20 protein-coding genes are annotated in these 22,712 nt (G+C 58.1%); 11 read left to right on the top strand and 9 right to left on the bottom strand.

From position 1 onward, the window contains the following. Window positions 1-39 precede the first annotated feature (39 nt). A complete protein-coding gene (gene avtA / locus ACQUTP_RS15780) occupies window positions 40-1,296 on the top strand; it encodes a valine--pyruvate transaminase (protein ID WP_004205026.1) in 1,257 nt (418 codons plus the stop codon). A 42-nt stretch (window positions 1,297-1,338) separates the two neighbouring features. On the opposite strand, the gene ACQUTP_RS15775 is transcribed toward avtA, so the two are convergent. Both ACQUTP_RS15775 and ACQUTP_RS15770 read right to left on the bottom strand, forming a co-directional pair. Then, window positions 1,339-1,824, bottom strand: coding sequence for a 4Fe-4S dicluster domain-containing protein (locus tag ACQUTP_RS15775; RefSeq protein WP_053809874.1), 486 nt, complete (start codon window positions 1,822-1,824; stop codon window positions 1,339-1,341). A gap of 110 nt (window positions 1,825-1,934) precedes the next feature. After that, window positions 1,935-2,750 (bottom strand): AraC family transcriptional regulator, encoded by an 816-nt coding sequence (locus tag ACQUTP_RS15770; RefSeq protein WP_096833891.1) that lies wholly within the window; start codon window positions 2,748-2,750, stop codon window positions 1,935-1,937. A gap of 251 nt (window positions 2,751-3,001) precedes the next feature. On the opposite strand from ACQUTP_RS15770, the gene ACQUTP_RS15765 reads away from it, so the two are divergent. Together ACQUTP_RS15765 and ACQUTP_RS15760 are read left to right on the top strand one after the other, a co-directional pair. Beyond that, on the top strand, window positions 3,002-4,402 hold the full coding sequence (locus ACQUTP_RS15765; protein WP_096833890.1) for an MFS transporter: 1,401 nt from the start codon (window positions 3,002-3,004) through the stop codon (window positions 4,400-4,402). 9 nt (window positions 4,403-4,411) lie between these two features. Beyond that, entirely contained in the window at window positions 4,412-6,361 is a 1,950-nt protein-coding gene (locus ACQUTP_RS15760) for a glycoside hydrolase family 127 protein (RefSeq protein ID WP_049004407.1), read from the top strand. 74 nt (window positions 6,362-6,435) lie between these two features. Here ACQUTP_RS15760 and selB read toward each other — a convergent pair whose 3' ends face one another. From selB to ACQUTP_RS15735, 5 genes are all read right to left on the bottom strand, one after another. Continuing rightward, the gene (gene selB, locus ACQUTP_RS15755; RefSeq protein WP_096833888.1) at window positions 6,436-8,277 is read right to left on the bottom strand and encodes a selenocysteine-specific translation elongation factor; all 1,842 of its coding nucleotides are present in this window, start codon (window positions 8,275-8,277) and stop codon (window positions 6,436-6,438) included. Then, window positions 8,274-9,662 carry an L-seryl-tRNA(Sec) selenium transferase gene (gene selA / locus ACQUTP_RS15750; RefSeq protein WP_004205032.1) on the bottom strand — a complete coding sequence of 463 codons (1,389 nt, stop codon included), beginning with the start codon at window positions 9,660-9,662 and terminating at the stop codon, window positions 8,274-8,276. The genes selB and selA overlap by 4 nt, the downstream gene beginning before the upstream one ends. Window positions 9,663-9,767: 105 nt before the next feature. Further along, window positions 9,768-10,376 (bottom strand): glutathione S-transferase, encoded by a 609-nt coding sequence (locus ACQUTP_RS15745; protein ID WP_004205033.1) that lies wholly within the window; start codon window positions 10,374-10,376, stop codon window positions 9,768-9,770. Between the two features lie 92 nt (window positions 10,377-10,468). After that, window positions 10,469-11,605 carry an HlyD family secretion protein gene (locus ACQUTP_RS15740; RefSeq protein ID WP_096833887.1) on the bottom strand — a complete coding sequence of 379 codons (1,137 nt, stop codon included), beginning with the start codon at window positions 11,603-11,605 and terminating at the stop codon, window positions 10,469-10,471. Window positions 11,606-11,608: 3 nt separating this feature from the next. Beyond that, on the bottom strand, window positions 11,609-11,977 hold the full coding sequence (locus tag ACQUTP_RS15735) for a DUF3302 domain-containing protein (RefSeq protein WP_004205035.1): 369 nt from the start codon (window positions 11,975-11,977) through the stop codon (window positions 11,609-11,611). 538 nt (window positions 11,978-12,515) lie between these two features. On the opposite strand from ACQUTP_RS15735, the gene mtlA reads away from it, so the two are divergent. The 3 genes from mtlA (at window position 12,516) to mtlR (ending at window position 16,269) form a co-directional block, all read left to right on the top strand. Beyond that, window positions 12,516-14,423, top strand: a complete 1,908-nt coding sequence (gene mtlA, locus ACQUTP_RS15730) for a PTS mannitol transporter subunit IICBA (RefSeq protein WP_096833886.1) — start codon at window positions 12,516-12,518, stop codon at window positions 14,421-14,423. 101 nt (window positions 14,424-14,524) lie between these two features. After that, on the top strand, window positions 14,525-15,673 hold the full coding sequence (mtlD, locus tag ACQUTP_RS15725) for a mannitol-1-phosphate 5-dehydrogenase (RefSeq protein WP_053809869.1): 1,149 nt from the start codon (window positions 14,525-14,527) through the stop codon (window positions 15,671-15,673). After that, window positions 15,673-16,269, top strand: coding sequence for a mannitol operon repressor MtlR (gene mtlR, locus ACQUTP_RS15720; RefSeq protein WP_002922401.1), 597 nt, complete (start codon window positions 15,673-15,675; stop codon window positions 16,267-16,269). The genes mtlD and mtlR overlap by 1 nt, the downstream gene beginning before the upstream one ends. Here mtlR and ACQUTP_RS15715 read toward each other — a convergent pair. Next, complete coding sequence (locus ACQUTP_RS15715; protein WP_002922402.1) at window positions 16,258-16,482, bottom strand: hypothetical protein; 225 nt, start codon at window positions 16,480-16,482, stop codon at window positions 16,258-16,260. The genes mtlR and ACQUTP_RS15715 overlap by 12 nt on opposite strands. Before the next feature lie 272 nt (window positions 16,483-16,754). Here ACQUTP_RS15715 and ACQUTP_RS15710 point away from each other — a divergent pair, with 272 nt between their 5' ends. The 5 genes from ACQUTP_RS15710 to trmL all read left to right on the top strand — a co-directional run bounded on the left by ACQUTP_RS15710 (window position 16,755) and on the right by trmL (window position 21,732). Continuing rightward, complete coding sequence (locus tag ACQUTP_RS15710; protein WP_002922410.1) at window positions 16,755-17,117, top strand: YibL family ribosome-associated protein; 363 nt, start codon at window positions 16,755-16,757, stop codon at window positions 17,115-17,117. A gap of 283 nt (window positions 17,118-17,400) precedes the next feature. Then, window positions 17,401-19,056 (top strand): L-lactate permease, encoded by a 1,656-nt coding sequence (gene lldP / locus ACQUTP_RS15705; RefSeq protein WP_004205040.1) that lies wholly within the window; start codon window positions 17,401-17,403, stop codon window positions 19,054-19,056. Next, window positions 19,053-19,826 (top strand): transcriptional regulator LldR, encoded by a 774-nt coding sequence (lldR, locus tag ACQUTP_RS15700; protein ID WP_004205041.1) that lies wholly within the window; start codon window positions 19,053-19,055, stop codon window positions 19,824-19,826. Before lldP ends, lldR begins: the two co-directional genes overlap by 4 nt. Next, a complete protein-coding gene (lldD, locus tag ACQUTP_RS15695) occupies window positions 19,826-21,010 on the top strand; it encodes an FMN-dependent L-lactate dehydrogenase LldD (RefSeq protein WP_004205042.1) in 1,185 nt (394 codons plus the stop codon). The genes lldR and lldD overlap by 1 nt, the downstream gene beginning before the upstream one ends. Window positions 21,011-21,258: 248 nt before the next feature. Then, window positions 21,259-21,732 (top strand): tRNA (uridine(34)/cytosine(34)/5-carboxymethylaminomethyluridine(34)-2'-O)-methyltransferase TrmL, encoded by a 474-nt coding sequence (trmL, locus tag ACQUTP_RS15690; RefSeq protein WP_004205043.1) that lies wholly within the window; start codon window positions 21,259-21,261, stop codon window positions 21,730-21,732. Between the two features lie 101 nt (window positions 21,733-21,833). On the opposite strand, the gene cysE is transcribed toward trmL, so the two are convergent. After that, entirely contained in the window at window positions 21,834-22,655 is an 822-nt protein-coding gene (cysE, locus tag ACQUTP_RS15685) for a serine O-acetyltransferase (protein WP_002922426.1), read from the bottom strand. Window positions 22,656-22,712: the final 57 nt, after the last annotated feature.

The raw sequence follows: 22,712 nt of genomic DNA, 5'->3' as shown, positions 1-22,712 counted from the left end.
GGTTAGCCACTTTCCAGAACCACCGACAGACGATTCGCGATGACATTTTCCCTTTTCGGCGACAAATTCACCCGTCATTCAGGCATTACCCGCCTGATGGAAGACCTTAATGACGGTCTGCGCACGCCGGGCGCTATTATGCTGGGCGGCGGCAACCCCGCTCAGATCCCGGAGATGAATGACTACTTCCAGCAGTTGCTCTCCGACATGCTGGATAATGGCAAAGCCCTTGATGCGCTTTGTAATTATGATGGTCCGCAGGGCAAGAGCGAGCTGCTGAGCCTGCTGGCGAAGATGCTGCGCGACGAACTGGGCTGGGAGATAGAACCACAGAATATTGCGCTAACAAACGGCAGTCAGAGCGCATTTTTCTACTTATTTAATCTGTTCGCAGGGCGTCGGGCAGATGGCACCACCCGCAAGGTGCTGTTCCCGCTGACGCCGGAATATATCGGCTATGCCGATGCCGGCCTGGAAGAGGATCTGTTCGTTGCCACCCGGCCGAATATCGAACTGCTGCCGGAAGGCCAGTTCAAGTACCACGTTGATTTTGAGCATCTGCAGGTGACGGAGGAGACCGGGATGATCTGCGTCTCGCGTCCCACCAACCCGACCGGCAACGTCATCACTGATGAAGAGCTGATCAAACTGGATGCGCTGGCGAATCAGCACGGGGTCCCGCTGGTGATTGATAACGCCTACGGCGTGCCGTTCCCGGGCATAATCTTCAGCAACGCCCGACCGCTGTGGAATCCGAACATCGTGCTGTGTATGAGCCTGTCCAAGCTGGGCCTGCCGGGCAGCCGCTGCGGGATTATCATCGCCAACGAGAAAATCATTACCGCCATCAGCAACATGAACGGCATTATCAGCCTCGCGCCCGGCGGTATCGGGCCGGCAATGATGTGTGAAATGATTAAACGTCAGGATCTGCTGCGCCTGTCAGAGACAGTGATCAAACCCTTCTATTACCAGCGGGTGCAGGAGACCATCGCCATTATTCGCCGCTATCTGCCGGAGGAGCGCTGCCTTATTCACAAACCGGAGGGGGCGATCTTCCTCTGGCTGTGGTTTAAGGATCTGCCGATCTCCACCGAGCTGCTGTATCAGCGGCTGAAAAAGCGCGGCGTGCTGATGGTGCCGGGGGATTACTTCTTCCCGGGACTCGATAAACCGTGGCCGCATACCCACCAGTGCATGCGCATGAACTATGTGCCGGACCCGCAAAAAATCGAGGCCGGGGTGAAAATTCTCGCCGAAGAGGTTGAATTCGCCTGGCGCGAACAGGAAGCGTAATTCCTGACGCTGCTGACGGGTAACGTCCGTCGGCGGACCCGCTCACGCCAGCGCCAGCCGCTGGCGTTTTTGCGCGCATAGCGCCTCCAGCTCCGCGGGAGCCATCACCCGCAGCGCCTGCGTCGGGCAGGCGGCTACGCAGGCCGGCCCCTCGGCGCGGTGGTGGCATAAATCGCATTTCAGCGCCTGCGCCTGCTGGTTCACCGCCGTGACGGTCATCGCGCCGTACGGGCAGGCCACCATGCAGCTTTTACAGCCGATGCAGCGGCGCTGATCGACCCACCAGACGTCCTCCTCCAGACGAATCGCCCCCTGCGGGCAGACGCTGGCGCAGGGGGCATCCTCGCACTGCCGACAGGCCGTCGCCGTTGATATCTCGCCGCTTTTCACCACCCGGATCCGCGGCGCGAAATGGCTTGTCGACAGCATGGACACATCCTGCGCCTGCTGGTGCGCCACCGCGCAGGCCACTTCACAGGTACGACAGCCAATACACTGTTGGGCATTAGCAATAAGAAACCGGTTCATCCTCTGCTCCCTGGGGATAAAACCGCAGGGTGCCAGAATAGTCCCTGCCCGCGCTTTGATCCTGAATGGAATCAGCGCTGTTTTTAGTCACTAGCACAACTGATTTTTCATTACGCTGAATTAATGTGCTCCTTACAGTAGCGGCGCTTCCAGGCGGCAGGCGTGAGGCTGGTGTGCTTACGAAAGATCTTGCGAAAATAACCGACGTCATTAAAGCCACACTGACCCGCGACTTCGGTCAACGACAGTGAATCGCTGATCAACAGCTTTTCCGCCGCTCTGACCCGCTGACGATGGATCGCTTCGGTCAACGTCACGCGGAAAACGTGACGATACACGCGTCCTAAATAGTCCGCATTACAGTGCAGCTCTTTCGCCAGCATCGAGGCTGAAACAGGCAAGTGGTAACGGGTATGGATGATCTGCTGCGCTTTCCAGGCCAGCGCAGCACCGGGACTGTCGTCCGGTTTTTCGCTTGCCGCCGCAGCAATCTGCTGCAGTATCAGCAATAACAGGAGCTCCAGCGCCAGGCTGCGGTGAATGTTCTCCTGTTCACGAAGAAACTGGCGAAACAGCGAAATAATGTATTGTGGATCGCTGACGCGGGTATGTTGCGGAACGTTAAGCAGCGCTGGCGGCAGAGACCGGACACTCTCCGTCAGTACTTCAAAATGCAGCCAATAAAATTTCAGGTCGGCGGGAAATTCCCCCACCCCAACATGAGAACGTTCTGGCCACAGCAATAAACTTTCCCCTGCATTAACGTTAAATATTTCATCCTCTTCGCAAATCGTTAACGTTCCCTTTTCGACAAAAATAATTTCCCAGGATTGCAGTTTACGCGCCGGATGGCTGCCGACACCACGGGAAATAAATAAGCCGCCATTTTGTACGCGAATCGGAAGAGACATGGATAATTCAAGCATATATATTTAATTTTCCGCTAACGAAACGATAAAACATCTCTTTCCAACTGATTATTAATCATAAATTAACGCCTTTCCGGATCGGAATCACATTTTTATGACAAAGTCGGAATCGTTCTCTTTTTATACTTTTCCCTTCCCTTGTTGCCTCGTTTATTCGGTGCAAAATAATTAATGTATTTGCAAAAGACAAAAAATGTCCGCCGGCCAGACAGCGGAATAATTCTGAACATTCTCTTCGGGAGTTATTTATGACTACGGCTCCGATTACGACAAGCGACCTCACGAAGCACATGCAGGACGACAAATTATCTCTCCGTGAAAAAATAGGCTATGGTCTGGGCGACGCCGGTGGAACGGTCATCACCTGCCTGATCATGAACTTTCTCACTTTTTTCTATACTGACGTCTTTGGGCTCACCCCGGCGCTGGTCGGTACTCTGTTCCTTGCGCTGCGCGTGTTTGATGCTATTTCCGATCCGATCATGGGCGCCCTCGCCGATCGGACCCAAAGCCGATGGGGACGTTTTCGCCCCTGGCAGCTATGGATTGCGGTTCCGATTGCAGCGATCGGCGTGCTGACCTTTACCGTGCCGGATGCCGGCATGGGGGTAAAAATCGCCTGGGCCTTCGGCACTTACCTGCTGCTTTCAGTCAGCTATACCGCGATTAACGTCCCTTACTGCGCGCTCATTAATACGATGACCACTCGCCATAGCGAGGTGATCTCCTGCCAGGCATGGCGCTTTATACTATGCGGTGTGGCAGGATTCCTGGTCTCCGTGGGCCTGCCGTGGTTGGTAAAAGCGCTCGGTCAGGGGAATACCGCCCAGGGTTATCAGTATGGTGTCGGCGTACTGTGCGCCATCGCGGCGGTGATGTTTCTGTGCTGCTTTTTCTGGGTACGAGAGCGTGTTTCCCTGGAGATGCTCGGCAAATTCACCCTGCGCGAACATATCGCCGGTCTGCGTAAAAACGATCAGCTGTTACTCATGCTGGCGATGTCATTCCTGTTGATCAACGTGTTTAACATTCGCGGTGGCGGCTACATGTACTTCATTACCTATGTACTCGGCGGCTCTACTGGCTATACATCGCTGTTTTTCACCATGGTCACCTTTTCCTCGATTCTGGGCGCCGCGATCGTCAATTGGCTGTCGCGCCACGTTGATACCGTCAAGCTCTATTACTACACCAATGTGGTACTGGCCTTACTGGCGGTCGGAATGTGGTTCCTGCCCACCGGTCCGTCCTGGCAAACGCTGTGGCTGGCGGTCATTCTCGGCAATGGCATCATCCTGGGCTTTACCCTACCGCTGCATTTTTCGTTGATGGCCTTCTCTGATGATTATGGCGAATGGAAGACGGGTGTCCGTTCGTCGGGGATGAACTTTGCTTTCAACCTGTTCTTTATCAAGCTGGCATGGGCCTCCAGTGCGGGCATTATCAGCCTGGTATTTATCTACGTCGCTTATCAACCCGGCGCCAGCAACCAGACTCCATCCTCACTATCGGGGATCACGGCGATGGAAACCCTGCTGCCCGCGCTGTTCCATCTGTTGCTGGCCTTCGCTATCCGCGCCTGCAAGCTCAACAATCCCATGATGTCGCGTATTGCAGCCGATCTGCGCGCACGTCACGTTCAGTCTTAAGGAGAAATCATGGAAGTCGATCTGCACAAACTGAAAGTTAACGATCCGTTTCTGGGTCAGTATCAGCAACTGGTGCGTGATGTCGTCATTCCCTACCAGTGGGAGGCCCTAAATGACCGGATCGCCGAGGCTGAGCCCAGCCATGCGATAGAAAACTTCCGTATCGCCGCAGGTCAGCAGGCAGGAGAATTCTACGGAATGGTGTTCCAGGATAGCGATGTGGCGAAATGGCTGGAGGCCGTCGCCTGGTCATTGTGCCAGAAGCCAGATGCGGAACTGGAAAAAACCGCCGACGAGGTGATTGAGCTGATTGCCGCCGCGCAATGTGAAGATGGTTATCTGAACACCTATTTTACGGTGAAAGCGCCCGGGGAACGCTGGACCAATCTCGCCGAATGCCATGAATTGTACTGTGCCGGTCACCTGATTGAGGCTGGGGTGGCATTCTTCCAGGCGACCAGTAAACGCCGCTTGCTGGAGGTGGTATGTCGCCTCGCCGATCATATCGACAGCGTGTTTGGCCCCGACGACAATCAGTTGCACGGCTACCCGGGACACCCTGAAATAGAGCTGGCGTTAATGCGTTTGTACGATGTGACTCAGGAACCACGCTATATGGCGCTGGCTAATTACTTCGTTGAACAGCGTGGGACACAGCCGCATTTCTATGACATCGAGTATGAAAAACGCGGCAAAACTTCCTTCTGGAATACCTATGGGCCGGCGTGGATGGTGATGGATAAACCCTACAGCCAGGCGCATTTGCCGCTTGCCGAACAGACCACCGCTGTGGGTCACGCGGTTCGCTTTGTTTATTTAATGGCCGGCGTAGCGCACCTTGCGCGCCTGAGCAAGAACGAAGGCAAACGCCAGGATTGCCTGCGGTTATGGAAAAACATGGTCCAGCGTCAGCTGTATATTACGGGCGGCATTGGCTCACAGAGCAGCGGGGAAGCCTTCAGCAGCGATTACGACCTGCCGAATGATACCGTTTATGCGGAAAGCTGCGCCTCTATCGGGCTGATGATGTTCGCGCGCCGCATGCTGGAACTGGAAGCCGACAGCCAATATGCTGATGTAATGGAGCGCGCGCTGTACAATACCGTTCTGGGCGGTATGGCGCTGGACGGTAAACATTTCTTTTACGTCAACCCCTTGGAAGTGCAGCCTAAGTCTTTAAAATTCAATCATATTTATGACCATGTTAAGCCTGTTCGTCAGCGTTGGTTCGGCTGTGCCTGCTGCCCACCGAATATCGCTCGTCTTCTGACCTCACTGGGGCATTATATCTACACGCCACGCGAGGAGGCGTTGTATATCAATCTCTATGTCGGCAATCAGGTCGAGATCCCGGTTGGGGAAAAGACGTTACGCCTGCGTATCAGCGGTGACTATCCCTGGCGGGAACAGGTCAAAATTGTCATCGAATCACCGTCAACAGTGAACCATACGCTGGCGCTGCGTCTACCTGACTGGTGCGAGGGTCCGCACATCACCCTGAACGGCGCGCCGGTCACGCAGGATATTCGCCAGGGCTATCTGCATATCCATCATCTCTGGCAGGAAGGTGACACCCTGATGCTTACCTTGCCGATGCCGGTTCGCCGGGTATATGGCAATCCGCTTGTTCGTCACCAGGCAGGCCAGGTCGCGCTGCAGCGCGGTCCACTGGTCTATTGTCTCGAACAAGCTGATAACGGCGAAGCGCTGCATAACCTGCTGCTGCCACGCGATGCCATGTTCACGGTGTTTGAAGGAAAGGGGCTGTTTGCTCGCAACATGTTGATTCAGGCTCCAGGCTACAGAAAACATGCAGAAAACGCCGACGCGCAGAATCTCTGGAGCTACGATCACCCGCTGGCCACCCCCCATTCACAGACGCTGACCTTTATTCCCTGGTTTAGCTGGGCAAACCGCGGAGAAGGCGAAATGCGTATCTGGGTACGGGAAGCCGAATAAGGCCCGGCACAGCGCGACCTCCTCTTCCCCGGCAACACAGCGTTCGCTGTCCGCCGGGGAGCAGGCGTTAATGATTACAGAAACAAAGCCTTATCGCGCAGGATATGATCGTTGCCGCGACGGCGGGTGAAGCCAATCCGATCGAAATACTCCAGGATCTGGATCGCCAGCTTCCGCCCTACGTTTAAGGTATCGCGAAAATCCGCCGCGCAGGTTGACCCGCGCAGTTGATCCAGCTCGCGCACCCGCTGGGCGAACTGCACAATGCGATCGTTGCGGTAGTAACGATCCTTGACGATCGCGGTAATTATCCCCTGCTGCGCCGCCTGGCGCAGCACCGCGCGCATCAGGGACTCTTCCACATGGACTTCGCGCGCGAGATCGCGCACCCACCAGGGATCATCGCCGAACAGGGTCTCCACCTTCTGCCAGACCGCCTGCTGCTCGTCGGTAAACCCGGCTTTATGCTCGGGCAGATGCAGCCAGCCGTGATGGCTGCGGACTAAGCCGCTCTCGCGCATCTGCTCAATCAGCAGCAGCACCAGCGCTTCATCTTCCATCGGCAGCGCGATGCGGCGCAGACGCTCCCGGCCAGGGCCGGGCTCGTCGCGATGCTGTTCATGGTAGCGCGCCAGGGCATCCAACAATTTTCGCTGCCAGCGGGCGGCAAGCGGCGCGCTAAGCAAGCGCTGTCCGGCCTGCAGATAGTCAGGCCGCTGGATCAAGGCCGCCATTCCGGTTTCACTCAGCTGCCGAGCCCAGGCGAAGCGCTCAAGCCGGACGGCGTCCCGCTGCAGATGCAGCTCCAGGGCCTGCGCATCGTCAGCGCCAACCGCCGCCAGGGCGTGCAACCACTGCAAATACTCCGGTTTACGCTTGCCGCGGCGCGGGGGATCCAGCGTCACCACTCGTGCGCCGGCCAACGTCAAGCGAGCAGAGATATCGCGTAGTACCAGCCGGTCGTTATCCGCCAGCCACAGCGGGGTATCCAGCACCAGCTCCGCCAGGTCGCCCTCAAGGAGCGACACCCGGCCGGTGATGTGGCTGGCAGCGTGGTGAATATGCAGCGGCTGCCACTGGCTGAGCGGCGTATGGCACTGCAGTTCGACAATCACCCGCTCTGCAGGCTCCGGCGGCGGGGAAGAGAGCAGCCAGTCGCCGCGGTGCAATGCCTCTTTCTGCGCATCGCCGACAATGTTCAGCGCAATACGCTGCCCGGCTTGCGCCTGCTCAACCGCTTGATTCTGGGCATGCAGACCGCGGACGCGCATCGGCGTGTTGACGCCGGTAAGCCACAGGGTATCCCCGACCCGTACTTCGCCGGAGAGCGCCGTCCCGGTGACCACCAGCCCCGCCCCTTTGACGGTAAAGGCGCGATCCAGCGCCAGGCGAAAACGCCGCTGCTGCGGATGGGGGCGCTCCGCAAGCTGCAGCAGATGGCTGCGCAGTTCGGCAATACCGAGGTTTTCCACCGCCGCGGTGGGGAAGAAAGCGGCGGCGTCAAAGCTCAGTTCGCGCAGGGCCTGCTCGACCTCCGCCTGAACCTCCGCCACCCGGGCGGCCGTCACGCGGTCCGTCTTGGTGAGCGCCACGGTCAGCGTCGGCTTTCCGGTCAGCTGCAGGATCGCCAGGTGTTCGCGGGTTTGCGCCATCACCCCGTCATCGCAGGCCACCACCAGCAGCGCATGGTCGATCCCACCCACCCCCGCCAGCATGTTGGACAAAAACTTTTCGTGCCCGGGCACGTCAATAAACCCCAGCACCCGCCCGTCCGGCTGCGGCCAGTAGGCATAGCCGAGATCGATCGTCATTCCCCGCGCTTTCTCTTCCGGCAGACGATCGGCATTCACGCCGGTTATCGCCTGCAGCAGCGTCGTTTTGCCGTGGTCAACATGTCCAGCGGTGGCAATAATCATCGTAACAACATCTCCATAAACCGGGTTTCATCTTCCAGACAGCGCAGATCCAGCCAGAGCCGGCCGTCATAAATGCGGCCAATCACCGGGCATGGCAGCCTGCGCCAGCGGGCCGCCAAAGCCTCCAGCCGGCTGCCGCGGCCGTCATGGGGGGTAAAGGTCAACGCCGCGCCAGGCAGACGGTCGACGGGTAACGAGCCGCTGCCAATCTGCGACTGGCAGGCTGCCACGTTGACGGCAAAATCAGCATAGTGTGCCGCCAGGGCAGGCTGCAGGCGTTCAGCCTGCCGGCGGATCTCGTCCGCCGGGCGGGTGAGCAGGCGCAGCGTCGGTAAGGTTTCCCGCAGCGCTTCCGGATGCTGATAGAGGCGCAGCGTGGCTTCCAGCGCCGCGAGAGTCATTTTATCCGCGCGCAGGGCCCGCTTCAGCGGATGGCTCTGCAGGCGGGCAATCAGCGCGCGTTTGCCAACGATAATTCCGGCCTGCGGGCCGCCGAGCAGCTTGTCGCCAGAGAAACTGACCAGGCTCACCCCGGCGGCGATCATCTCTTGCGGCATCGGCTCCTTCGGCAGGCCATACTGACTGAGATCCACCAGCGACCCGCTGCCCAGGTCGGCCACTACCGGGACGTCCAGCTCGCGGCCGATGACCGCCAGCTCCGCTTCGTCGACGGCTTTGGTAAAGCCTTCAATGCTGTAGTTGCTGGTGTGGACCTTCATCAGCAGGGCGGTATTGTCATTCACCGCCTGGCGATAGTCTTTGGCGTGGGTGCGGTTGGTGGTGCCTACTTCGTGCAGCTGACAACCTGCCTGACGCATCACGTCGGGAATGCGGAACGCCCCGCCGATCTCCACCAGCTCGCCGCGGGAGACCACCACCTCCCTGCCGCTGGCGGTGGCCGCCAGCATCAGCAGCACGGCCGCCGCGTTGTTGTTCACGATACAGGCATCTTCCGCGCCGGTGATCTGGCACAGCAGATCGGCAATAGCGCGATCGCGATGGCCGCGCCCGGCGTCGTCGAGATCATATTCGAGCGTCACCGGCGCGCGCATCGCGCTGACGACCGCCTCCACCGCCGCCTCAGCCTGGATGGCGCGCCCGAGATTGGTGTGCAGCACCGTACCGGTGAGATTAAACACCGGACGCAGGGCGCTCTGCCGGCTGGCGGTCAGCCGCTGCGCGCAGGCACTCAGCCAGTCATGGCTCCAGTCAGGCAGTGTCTGACACTGGCGGATCTGTTCCCGCGCCTCGTCCAGCATCTGGCGCAGCTGCGTCACCACCTGCGAATGGCCGTGCTGCGCCAGCAGGGAGGAAAAAGCGGGGTCGCGGAGTAAGCGGTCAATGGCCGGAAGCCGGGTATAAAGCGCACGAATTTCGGTAGTCATGAATGGGCCTAGCGGTAAGTTATTTTCCCCCCTCCCGACGGGAGAGGGAGTCAACAATCAGCGGCGATTGTAACGCCTCCTTGCGCAAACTGTTACCTGCCTGGGTCAAGTCCGCGGCGGTTCGGTGCGCGCAAAGCTGGCGCGCTGGAACAGCGCATCCACCAACTTCACCAACTGCGGCCGGGTGGCGCACCAGCCCGGCGCCACCCGGCGAAAGTTCAGGTAGGCAATGGCGCAGGCCGTAGAGATGGTCGCCAGATTGACCTCGTCGCCGCGTAGCGTTCCGTCCGCCGCGCAGGCTTCCAGCCTGTCGAGGCCGCGCGCCACTTTCTCCCGCTGGCGGAGCAGCTCTTGCTCTGACTGTTGGGCCGCAGGGCGAGCTTTTTCGCGCACCAGCGCCTGGGCGGCCTCCATCACCCCATCTGCCAGCGCTTCAAGCTGGCGCATCCTGAGAGCGGCTCTGGGATCGGCGGGGATCATCGGCGGCGCCACGCCCAGCAGCTCGAGATACTGCGCGATAACCGGAGAGTCAAACCAGCATTCGCCGTCATCTGTCACCAGCACCGGCACTTTGCCCAGCGGGTTATAGCGCGACACGCCGTTGCTTTCGCTGTAGGGGGATTCGTTGACAAATTCAAAAGGGATGCGCTTTTCCAGCAGGATCACCGATATTTTGCGCACAAAGGGACTGGTGTAGCTGCCGATCAGTTTCATAGCCTGCTCCTTATCGCCAACAAAGATATGAGTATGGCTCAGGGCGAGGTAAAAGGCAGGTGAGCATCCCGCTCAACCTGCCGCCGATCGCATTAATGGTCGAGATAGAGGTAGTGCATCCAACTGGTCATGCGCAGCAGCACTTTACGCATCACCGAAACGTGGGCGAAATGGTCGGAGTAGACCGCCACCTGCGCATAGATGCCATCGGGTAGTGCATCGATTTCGGCATTCGGATCGAGCTCAATGGTCGCCAGCACGCCATCGCTGCCCGGCGTCACGGTCAGCGACTGCAACGCCCCCTGCGCCTGATAGGTTCCCCCCGGCACCACCGGTAAAATGCTCACCAGTTTGCCGTGGAATACCTGTCCGGGCAGGGCATTAAACACCGCTTCCGCGTCGTCGCCCTTCTCCAGCCTTAACAGCGAATTTTGCCTGAACTGGGCGACGATCAGCCTTTTTTGCTCAGGGATAAACACCATCACCGGCCGCAGCGGCAGCGAGGCAGCGTAGGTCCCCGGACGGATCAACACTTGAGTGATATACCCATCGCTGGGCGCCCGCACGGTAGTCTGGTCGAGATTGTACTTCGCCTCCGCCAGCTGGGCGCGCAGGCTAACCACCTGCGACTGCTCGCCGTTGATCATGCTATCCAGCTGGCTCTGGATCTGCGCCTGTTCCGCTACCGACGCCTTGACCAGCGCGTCCTGAGCCAGATAATTCTGCCGGGTGTTATCGATGTCGCTTTCCGAGAACGGGTTCACCCGCGCCTGGCTCCCTTTCAGGTAGCGCTGATAGTCCTTGTATAAGCGATCGCGTTCCGCCGACACGCGGGTGGTGTTGGCCTGGGCTTCAGAGAGCTGCGCCTTGAGGGTGTTAATACTGTGCAGCGCTGTCACCAGGTCGGCCTGCAGGCGATCGACCCGCGCCTGGTAGCGCGCCGGGTCAATGGTAAATAACACCTCGCCCTTTTCGACGCGCTGATTCGCTTTGTCGGTGACGCTGTCAACTACTCCGGTAACCTGCGGCGTGATAGGAATAGATATCACCGCCTTTTGCGCCAGAAAGGTGTAAGGGTGGTTATAGTTCATTAATAAAATAAGCGCGCTAACAATAAATACGCCCCCCAGCGCCGCGGTGGGAACTGTCCATTTATTTACCGGTATTTTGAAAATTTTAAATATCGACCAGGCGATAGCCACGTAGGTCAAAATTATCAACAGATCCATAGTTTATTTCTCCGCCGCAGAGGTGGACTGTGGCCGCTGGATGGCCGCCACCTGATGTTCAAGGTCGCTCAGTCGTTGGCGAAGCTGTTGTATATCGCTTTCTTTTTCAGGTTCGTCGGGGTCCGTATTCGCCTTATGCTGCATGCCCCAGCCGCGCTCAGGTTGGTACAGCGTGGCCCATATCCATAAAAACGGCCAGATGACATGGAGAGTAAAAAGACTGACCCATCCGGCGACATGAATAGCATCGGAATGGGGGTGGTTGCGTTTTTTGGCAATCAAATAAGGAATATCGTGAATAACGATAATCCCATAAAAAATGACCAGAAAAACGAAGATCAGAACACCCAGCGCAAAATAATTGAGAAACATAATTCCCTCGGCTTTACGCTAATAATTTATATAAATTTTATTCACGCCCCACTGACATCCGGGCCGCTGATTTGAGCATAATTCACCCCTTTCATTTTTGCCATCCGGTGGAAAAAAGTTATTTAACCAACATGGTTGCTTAGTTACACAGCCACCTCGCCCTGGCCGCAAAACCGGGCCGAGATCACAGCGGCGAAAATCCACCGCGAAATTCTTTGTGATCAAAATCACAAACAAACAACAAAAACACGAAACAAAATTGTGATAAATATCACACAAAATCGCAGATTAGCGGCAAAAACGACGGTCTGTTGTTTTTTTACACAGCAATTATGTGATCACAATCACTACAAAACCCACCGCGCACCCTATATTCATGTGATCTACATCACATAAAAAGGCGTTGGCTGGACAGCTAAACGATTCAGTGCCAGATTTCGCACTATCAATCAGGGCCCGGCTACCTCTGCCGCCACATTAACAACAAACCTCGGGCTTTTAGCCTGCGCGATACGCAAAACAGAAGAAGGGGTGTTTTATGTCATCCGATATCAAGATCAAAGTGCAAAGCTTTGGTCGTTTTCTCAGCAATATGGTGATGCCGAATATCGGCGCGTTTATCGCGTGGGGTATCATCACCGCGCTTTTCATTCCGACAGGGTGGTTGCCAAACGAAACGCTGGCGAAGCTGGTCGGTCCGATGATCACCTACCTGCTGCCGCTGCTGATCGGTTACACCGGCGGTAAATTAGTCGGCGGCGAACGTGGCGGCGTGGTCGGGGCGATCACCACCATGGGCGTTATCGTCGGCGCGGATATGCCGATGTTCCTCGGCTCCATGATTGCCGGCCCGCTGGGCGGCTACTGCATCAAGAAGTTCGATAACTGGGTCGACGGTAAGATCAAATCCGGTTTTGAAATGCTGGTGAATAACTTCTCCGCCGGCATCATCGGGATGATCCTCGCTATTCTTGCCTTCCTCGGCATCGGCCCGGCGGTAGAAGTTCTGTCGAAAATTCTGGCGGCTGGCGTTAACTTCATGGTGGCGCACGACATGCTGCCGCTGGCGTCTATCTTCGTGGAACCGGCGAAAATCCTGTTCCTTAACAACGCCATCAACCACGGTATCTTCTCGCCGCTGGGTATTCAGCAGTCCCACGAGCTGGGTAAATCCATCTTCTTCCTGATTGAAGCGAACCCGGGTCCGGGGATGGGCGTTCTGCTGGCGTACATGTTCTTTGGCCGCGGCAGCGCTAAACAGTCTGCAGGCGGGGCGGCTATCATCCACTTCCTGGGTGGTATCCATGAAATCTATTTCCCGTACGTGCTGATGAACCCGCGTCTGATCCTGGCCGTTATCCTCGGCGGGATGACCGGTGTCTTCACCCTGACCATCCTCAACGGCGGTCTGGTCTCTCCGGCTTCCCCGGGCTCTATCCTGGCGGTGCTGGCGATGACGCCGAAAGGAGCCTACTTCGCGAACATCGCAGCCATTATCGCCGCGATGGCGGTCTCCTTCGTGGTCTCTGCGGTTCTGCTGAAGACCAGCAAAGTCAAAGAAGAAGACGATATCGAAGCCGCGACGCGTCGTATGCATGACATGAAGGCGCAATCAAAAGGCGCCAACCCGCTGGCGGCAGGCAATGTCACCAACGACCTGAGCCATGTGCGGAAAATCATCGTCGCTTGCGACGCCGGGATGGGTTCCAGCGCCATGGGCGCCGGGGTACTACGCAAGAAAGTGCAGGATGCCGGCCTGAGCAACATCTCGGTCACCAACAGCGCGATCAATAATCTGCCGCCGGATGTTGACCTGGTGATCACCCACCGCGACCTGACCGAGCGCGCCATGCGCCAGGTACCGCAGGCGCAGCATATTTCGCTGACCAACTTCCTCGACAGCGGTCTCTACACCAGCCTGACCGAGCGTCTGGTGGCGGCCCAGCGCCACATCGACAACGAAGTCAAAGTCACTGATAGCCTGAAAGACAGCTTTGATGATACTGACAAAAACCTGTTCAAGCTGGGTGCGGATAACATCTTCCTTGGTCGCAAAGCGGCCACAAAAGAAGAAGCCATCCGCTTCGCCGGCGAGCAACTGGTGAAAGGCGGCTACGTCGAGCCGGAATATGTGCAGGCGATGCTGGACCGCGAAAAACTGACCTCGACCTATCTTGGCGAGTCCATCGCGGTGCCGCACGGCACCATCGAAGCGAAAGACCGCGTGCTGAAAACCGGCGTCGTCTTCTGCCAGTACCCGGAAGGGGTGCGCTTTGGGGAAGATGAAGACGATGTTGCCCGCCTGGTGATCGGCATCGCCGCCCGCAACAACGAGCACATTCAGGTGATTACCAGCCTGACCAACGCGCTGGATGACGAAATGGTGATTGAGCGACTGGCGAACACCACCAGCGTCGACGACGTACTGGCGCTGCTGAATAAATAAACAGCCGGTCCATTCCCTCTCCTTTTTGGAGAGGGTTTGGGTGAGGGGAAAAGCCTCACCCCAGCCCTCTCAGGTAAAAACATTAATTGAAGGTTAATACTATGAAAGCATTACATTTTGGCGCAGGTAATATCGGACGTGGCTTTATCGGTAAACTGCTGGCCGACGCGGGCATCGAACTGACGTTTGCCGATGTTAATCAGACCGTACTTGATGCCCTGAATGCCCGTCATAGCTACCAGGTTCACGTCGTTGGCGAAAATGAGCAGGTGGATACCGTCTCCGGCGTGAATGCCGTCAGCAGCATTGGCGACGAGGTCGTGGATCTGATCGCCAGCGTCGACCTGGTGACCACTGCCGTCGGTCCCGTGGTCCTTGAGCGCATCGCCCCGGCCATCGCCAAAGGGCTGGCGAAGCGCAAAGCGCAGGGCACCGAACGCTCGCTGAACATTATCGCCTGCGAAAATATGGTGCGCGGCACCACGCAGTTAAAAGGCCACGTATTTAACGCCCTGGCGGAGGAAGATAAGGCCTGGGTGGAAACCCATATCGGCTTCGTCGACTCCGCCGTTGACCGTATCGTGCCGCCATCGGCGTCCGCTACCCATGACCCGCTGGAAGTCACCGTGGAAACCTTCAGCGAATGGATCGTCGATAAAACCCAGTTCAAGGGCGAACTGCCGACCATCCCGGGAATGGAATTAACTGATAACCTGATGGCATTTGTCGAGCGCAAGCTCTTCACCTTGAACACCGGGCATGCTATAACCGCCTACCTCGGAAAACTGGCGGGCCACCAGACGATTCGCGATGCGATCCTCGACGAGAAAATTCGGGCCGTCGTGCAGGGCGCGATGGAGGAGAGCGGCGCGGTGCTGATCAAACGCTACGCCTTTGACCCGCAGAAGCACGCGGCTTATATCCAGAAAATTCTTGGCCGTTTCGAGAACCCGTACCTGAAAGACGATGTTGAGCGCGTTGGCCGTCAGCCGCTGCGCAAACTGAGCGCCGGCGACCGTTTAATTAAGCCGCTGCTGGGTACACTGGAATACGGCCTGCCGCACCGCAACCTGGTGAAAGGGATCGCGGCGGCGATGCATTTCCGTAGCGAAGACGATCCGCAGGCTCAGGAGCTGGCGGCGCTGATCGCCGACAAGGGGCCGCAGGCCGCGCTGGCCCAGATTTCCGGCCTTGACGCGGCAAGCGATGTCGTCGCGGAGGCCGTTAACGACTACAACGCGGTAAAATGATGCACAACCTGGCGCGACCGACGTCGCGCCCATTACGACTCCTGTCAGATATGCAGGCAATGATGGAAGAAACACAAGCATTTGAAAACCGTGTGCTTGAGCGTCTGAATGCTGGCAAAACCGTACGAAGCTTCCTGATCGCCACCGTCGAGCTGTTAACGGAAGCGGTCAATATTCTGGTGCTTCAGGTGTTCCGTAAAGACGACTACGCGGTGAAATACGCCGTCGAGCCCTTGCTGGAGGGCAGCGGGCCGCTCGGCGATCTCTCTGTACGCCTGAAGCTGATTTATGGCCTTGGGGTGATAAGTCGTGCCGAATATGAAGACGCCGAGCTGCTGATGGCCCTGCGCGAGGAGCTTAATCACGACGGCAATGAGTACAGCTTTACCGACGACGAAATTATCGGTCCGTTCGGCGAACTGCACTGCGTCGCCGCCCTGCCGCCAACGCCGCAGTTTGATGACAGCGACGCCGAACTGCTGGCAATGCAGAAACTGCGTTACCAGCAGATGGTGCGTTCAACGATGGTGTTGTCCCTGACTGAGCTGATTTCACGAATCAGCTTAAAAAAAGCCTTCCAGAAATCAACGCTCTGATTCCGGCTCCGTCTGGTCGCAGGTCGGCCGGTAAAGCTGACGATAATATTCCAGACGCTGCAGAAACAACGCTTCCTTATCCTGCGGGATATCTCGCGGTACATGCTGCAGCCGCGGAGACTTTTTCAAATACTCCATAAACGCCTGACTGGAAGCCATAAAATCAACCGCTTTGTCGATTAAACGTGGTACGCCGTCGCCGATCTTTGCCATCACGTCCTCCTTTTGGGAATAATCTGATTAAGCATTAGCCAATTCACCGGCGTGGGTTAAGGAAAACGTGCTTATCTGCCGACCGGCTTCACAGAAATGAAATTAGAGCGGGTATCAGAAAGAATATTAATAAAATTCAAATTATTAGCAGGTTCAGGTATCGTATTCTGACGGCGATTAACGGCGAATTTTTGATAAATAGCTATCAACAATAGCGGTCACGGCACATACTATAGGCGAATGAAGCCCCTTTATTAACAGATCAAATCACCATGAAAGAAGTCGAAAAGAATGAAATCAAACGTCTGAGCGATCGTCTCGACGCCATCCGCCACCAGCAGGCCGAGCTGTCGCTGGTGGAAGCCGCCGATAAATACGCTGAGCTGGAAAAAGAAAAAGCCACTCTGGAAACGGAGATTGAACGTCTGCGTTCCGTCCAGAGCCAGAAGCTGAGCAAAGAGGCGCAAAAGCTGATGAGCCTGCCGTTCCGTCGCGCGATTACCAAAAAAGAGCAGGCCGATATGGGCAAGCTGAAGAAAAGCGTCCGCGGCCTGGTAGTCGTCCATCCGATGACCGCCCTGGGCCGGGAAATGGGTCTGAAAGAGATGACCGGTTTCGCCCGCAGCGAATTCTAATCCCCAGCCCTCTCCGTCCGGAGAGGGTTATTCTGTCCTACCGCCACCCTTTTTCGTCCCCTGCTGGCAGATTGGTCCAACCAATAAATTCATCTACCCCCCAGCAGTTCACAAATCCATCAAAATGCATCACAAACCCGTTGCCTAAGAGTAACATCTGGTTAACCATTCGTTGTCATCAACCCTGCTATCCCTAATTGGCCGGGCCAATTTTACCTAAGACGGATTCGGCAATGAGCGCAGACTCAGCCCACTCGTCCTGGCGGCCCGATGGAGACCCTGCATGAATCTCTGGCAACAAAACTACGATCCCGCCGGTAATATCTGGTTATCCAGTCTTATCGCATCGCTACCGATTCTGTTTTTCTTTTTTGCGCTGATTAAGCTCAAACTGAAAGGCTATCTCGCCGCTACCTGGACCGTTGCGATCGCCCTGGCCGTCGCATTGCTGTTCTATAAAATGCCGGTGGACCGCGCCCTGGCCTCGGTAGTGTATGGCTTCTTCTACGGACTGTGGCCCATCGCGTGGATTATTATCGCCGCGGTCTTTGTCTATAAAATCTCGGTGAAGACCGGACAGTTCGACATTATCCGCTCGTCGATCCTGTCAATTACGCCTGACCAACGCCTGCAGATGCTGATCGTCGGATTCTCGTTCGGCGCCTTTCTCGAAGGGGCAGCGGGGTTTGGCGCGCCGGTGGCGATTACCGCGGCGCTGCTGGTCGGACTCGGGTTTAACCCGCTGTATGCGGCTGGTCTGTGCCTGATCGTCAACACCGCGCCGGTGGCCTTCGGCGCGATGGGCATCCCAATCCTGGTGGCCGGCCAGGTAACCGGTATCGACAGCTTCGCCATCGGCCAGATGGTGGGCCGTCAGCTGCCGTTCCTGACCATTATCGTGCTGTTCTGGATCATGGCCATCATGGATGGCTGGCGGGGCATCAAAGAGACCTGGCCGGCGGTGATGGTCGCAGGCGGCTCGTTCGCTATCGCCCAGTACCTCAGCTCTAACTTCCTTGGCCCGGAGCTGCCGGACATCATCTCATCGCTGGTCTCCCTGGTCTGCCTGACCCTGTTCCTCAAACGCTGGCAGCCGGTGCGCATCTTCCGCTTTGGCGACATCGGCGCCTCGCAGGTGGATATGACGCTGGCCCGCACGCGCTACACCGCAGGACAAGTGATCCGCGCCTGGTCGCCGTTCCTGTTCCTGACCGCCACCGTAACCCTGTGGAGCGTGCCGCCGTTCAAAGCGCTGTTCGCACCGGGCGGCGCGATGTATGACTTCGTCATCAATTTTTCGGTGCCGTTCCTCGACAAAATGGTCGCCCGCATGCCGCCGGTGGTCAGCGCCGCGACGCCTTACGCCGCCATCTATAAGTTTGACTGGCTGTCGGCAACCGGCACCGCCATTCTGTTCGCCGCCCTGCTGTCCATCGTCTGGCTGCGTATGAAGCCGAAAGACGCGCTGACCACCTTCGCCGGGACGCTGAAGGACCTGGCGCTGCCGATCTACTCTATCGGCATGGTGCTGGCGTTCGCCTTTATCTCCAACTACTCCGGGCTGTCGTCAACCCTGGCCCTGGCGCTGGCCCATACCGGCCACGCGTTTACCTTCTTCTCGCCGTTCCTGGGCTGGCTGGGGGTATTCCTGACCGGTTCGGACACCTCGTCTAACGCCCTGTTCGCCGCGCTGCAGGCAACGGCGGCGCAGCAGATTGGCGTCTCCGATATCCTGCTGGTCGCGGCCAATACCACCGGCGGCGTCACCGGCAAGATGATTTCCCCACAGTCGATCGCCATCGCCTGCGCCGCGGTTGGCCTGGTGGGTAAAGAGTCGGATCTGTTCCGCTTTACCGTCAAACACAGCCTGATCTTCACCTGTATGGTGGGCCTGATCACCACGCTGCAGGCCTACGTTTTAACCTGGATGATCCCGTGATAGTGATGCCTAAACGCCTGGCCGACGATGTAGCCCGTCGCGTCCGGGCGCTGATTGAAGAACAACAGCTGGAGGCGGGCATGCGACTGCCCGCCGAGCGTCAGCTCGCCGCTCAGCTCGGCGTCTCGCGCAATTCCCTGCGCGAAGCGCTGGCGATGCTGGTCAATGAAGGGGTACTGCTGAGCCGTCGAGGCGGCGGCACTTTCGTCCGCTTTCAGCATGAACCGTGGTCGGAGCAAAACATCGTCCAGCCGCTGAAGACGCTACTAGCCGATGACCCTGACTACAGCTTCGACATCCTCGAGGCCCGCCACGCCATCGAAGCCAGCACCGCGTGGCACGCGGCGATGCGGGCCACCGACGCTGATAAAGAAAAAATTCGCCTGTGCTTTGAAGCGACCCAGAGCGAAGACCCGGATATCGCCTCGCAGGCGGACGTCCGCTTCCATCTGGCCATCGCCGAAGCCTCGCATAACGTGGTGCTCCTGCAAACCATGCGCGGCTTTTTCGACCTGCTGCACTCCTCCGTCAAGCAGAGCCGTCAGCGTATGTATCTGGTGCCGCCGGTATTTGCCCGCCTGACCGAACAGCACCAGGCCGTCATGGAGGCGATTGTCGCCGGCGACGCCGAGGCGGCGCGCCAGGCGATGATGGCCCACTTAGGCTTTGTCCACGCCACCATTAAACGTTTTGATGAAGACCAGGCCCGCCAGGCGCGAATTACCCGCCTGCCCGGCGATGCTATTGATAATTCCAGGGAGAATTCGTGATGATTATTTCCGCCGCCAGCGACTATCGCGCCGCCGCCCAGCGTATCCTGCCGCCTTTCCTGTTCCACTATATCGACGGCGGGGCTTACGCCGAACATACCCTGCGCCGCAACGTGGAAGATCTCTCCGACGTGGCGTTACGCCAGCGTATTCTGCGCAATATGTCGGACCTGAGCCTCGAGACCACCCTCTTCAACGAGAAGCTGGCGATGCCGACGGCGCTGGCGCCGGTGGGGCTGTGCGGGATGTACGCCCGCCGCGGCGAAGTGCAGGCCGCCGGCGCAGCGGATGACAAAGGTATTCCGTTTACCCTCTCCACCGTTTCCGTCTGCCCAATCGAAGAGGTCGCCCCGACCATCAAGCGGCCGATGTGGTTCCAGCTGTACGTTCTGCGCGACCGCGGCTTTATGCGCAATGCGCTGGAGCGCGCTAAGGCGGCGGGTTGTTCAACGCTGGTCTTTACCGTCGATATGCCGACCCCCGGCGCCCGTTACCGCGACGCCCATTCCGGCATGAGCGGCCCGAACGCCGCCCTGCGCCGCTACTGGCAGGCGGTCACCCATCCGCAGTGGGCATGGGACGTTGGCCTCAACGGCCGTCCGCACGATCTGGGGAATATCTCCGCCTATCTCGGCCAGCCGACCGGCCTGGAGGATTACATCGGCTGGCTGGCGAATAACTTCGATCCATCGATTTCATGGAAAGACCTCGAGTGGATCCGTGATTTCTGGGACGGTCCGATGGTGATCAAAGGGATCCTCGACCCGGAGGACGCCCGCGACGCGGTGCGCTTTGGCGCCGACGGTATTGTGGTCTCCAACCACGGCGGCCGCCAGCTTGACGGCGTGCTCTCCTCCGCTCGCGCCCTGCCGGCAATTGCCGACGCCGTGAAAGGCGACATTACCATTCTCGCCGACAGCGGCATCCGCAACGGTCTCGACGTCGTGCGGATGATCGCCCTGGGCGCCGACAGCGTACTGCTGGGCCGCGCTTACCTGTACGCCCTGGCGACCCATGGCAAGCAGGGGGTGGCGAATCTGCTGAATCTAATCGAGAAAGAGATGAAGGTGGCGATGACCCTGACCGGCGCGAAAACCATCGCGGACATTAGCCGTGATTCGCTGGTGCAGAACGCGGAGGCGCTGCAGACCTTCGATGCGCTGAAGCAGCATAACGCGGCATAAGCTGCGCCGTTGTGCTCTCTCTCCTCACCCTCTCCGTCAGGGAGAGGGAACCGTCCGGCAGCCAGGCTAGCGGTAGCGTTCGCCTTAACCTCCGTCCAGGTAAAGTACCGAAGGTTGGGTGAGTCCTTTTACCCGCGTCCTCCGGCCCACCGGCCGGCGCCGGTTTTCCCCCTCTCCCTCAGGGAGAGGGCCGGGGTGAGGGTTGACCAAATATCTGCTATTCTGCCCCCCGCAATTAAGGGGGCAGTATGCTGAACATCGTGTTATTCGAACCAGAGATCCCGCCGAACACCGGGAATATTATCCGCCTGTGCGCCAACACGGGCTTCAGTCTGCATATCATTGAGCCCATGGGCTTCACCTGGGACGATAAGCGCCTGAGACGCGCCGGACTGGACTATCACGAGTTCACCGCCGTGCAGCGCCACGCCGATTACGCGGCGTTTCTCGCCAGCGCGCAGCCGCAGCGTCTGTTCGCCCTGACCACCAAAGGTACGCCGGCGCACAGCGCGGTGAGCTATCAGGATGGCGATTTCTTGATGTTTGGTCCGGAAACCCGCGGTCTGCCGGCGAGCATCCTTGATGCCCTGCCGCCGGAGCAGAAAATTCGGATTCCGATGATGCCGGACAGCCGCAGCATGAACCTGTCAAACGCGGTGTCGGTGGTGGTGTATGAAGCCTGGCGCCAGCTGGGCTATCCCGGCGCTGTGCTGCGCAGCTAACCTGAGCGATTCCGGATTGCAGCGCACGGCGCCTTATCCGGGCGACAGGCTGGCGGGATGAGATCGTAGGCCCGGTAAGCGCAGCGCCACCGGGCAAGACGTTAAATCCCGTCGCCGTACTCGAAAGTGTGGTGAATACCGTTGAAATGCTGATCCATATCCATCGCCGGCTTATCGCTCTCCGGCTTGCCGACGATGCGCGCAGGAACACCTGCGGCGGTGGTATGCGGCGGAACCGGCTGCAATACCACCGAACCGGCGCCAATCTTCGCCCCACGCCCGACTTCGATATTGCCGAGGATCTTCGCTCCGGCGCCAATCATCACGCCTTCGCGAATTTTCGGGTGACGGTCGCCGCTGGTTTTACCGGTACCGCCGAGGGTGACCGACTGCAGAATAGAGACGTCATCCTCAATCACCGCCGTTTCGCCAACCACAATACCGGTGGCGTGGTCGAGCATGATCCCGCGGCCGATTTTCGCCGCCGGGTGGATATCCACCTGGAAAGAGACGGAGACCTGGTTTTGCAGGAAAATCGCCAGCGCACGCCGGCCCTGCGTCCACAGCCAGTGGCCGATACGATAGGCCTGCAGGGCATGGAAACCCTTCAGATAGAGCAGCGGCGTGGAGTATTTATCCACCGCCGGGTCACGCGTGCGCACCGCCTGAATATCGCAGGCGGCGGAGGCGATCATTTCCGGGTCGGCGGCGTAGGCTTCTTCCACCACTTCGCGAATGGCGATCGCCGGCATAATCGGGGAAGCCAGCTTGTTGGCCAACATATAGCTCAGTGCGCTGCCCAGATTTTCATGCTTGAGTAACGTTGCGTGGTAAAAACTGGCGAGCATTGGCTCACAGTCAGCCAGAGCCCGGGCTTCGGCTTTAATATTATTCCAGACGATATCCAGTTCTTCACACGGCATTGCATACTCCAGGCGATATGGTAATGACCTGCCAGTTCTGCGCTGGCAGGGTCATTC

Origin of the sequence: Klebsiella sp. 2-CIP_Kleb. (genome assembly GCF_050378715.1) — a bacterium.
GTDB lineage: Bacteria > Pseudomonadota > Gammaproteobacteria > Enterobacterales > Enterobacteriaceae > Klebsiella > Klebsiella quasipneumoniae.
The sequence above is the reverse complement of the archived record's forward strand: the minus strand, read 5'-3'. Positions and strand labels throughout refer to the sequence as shown.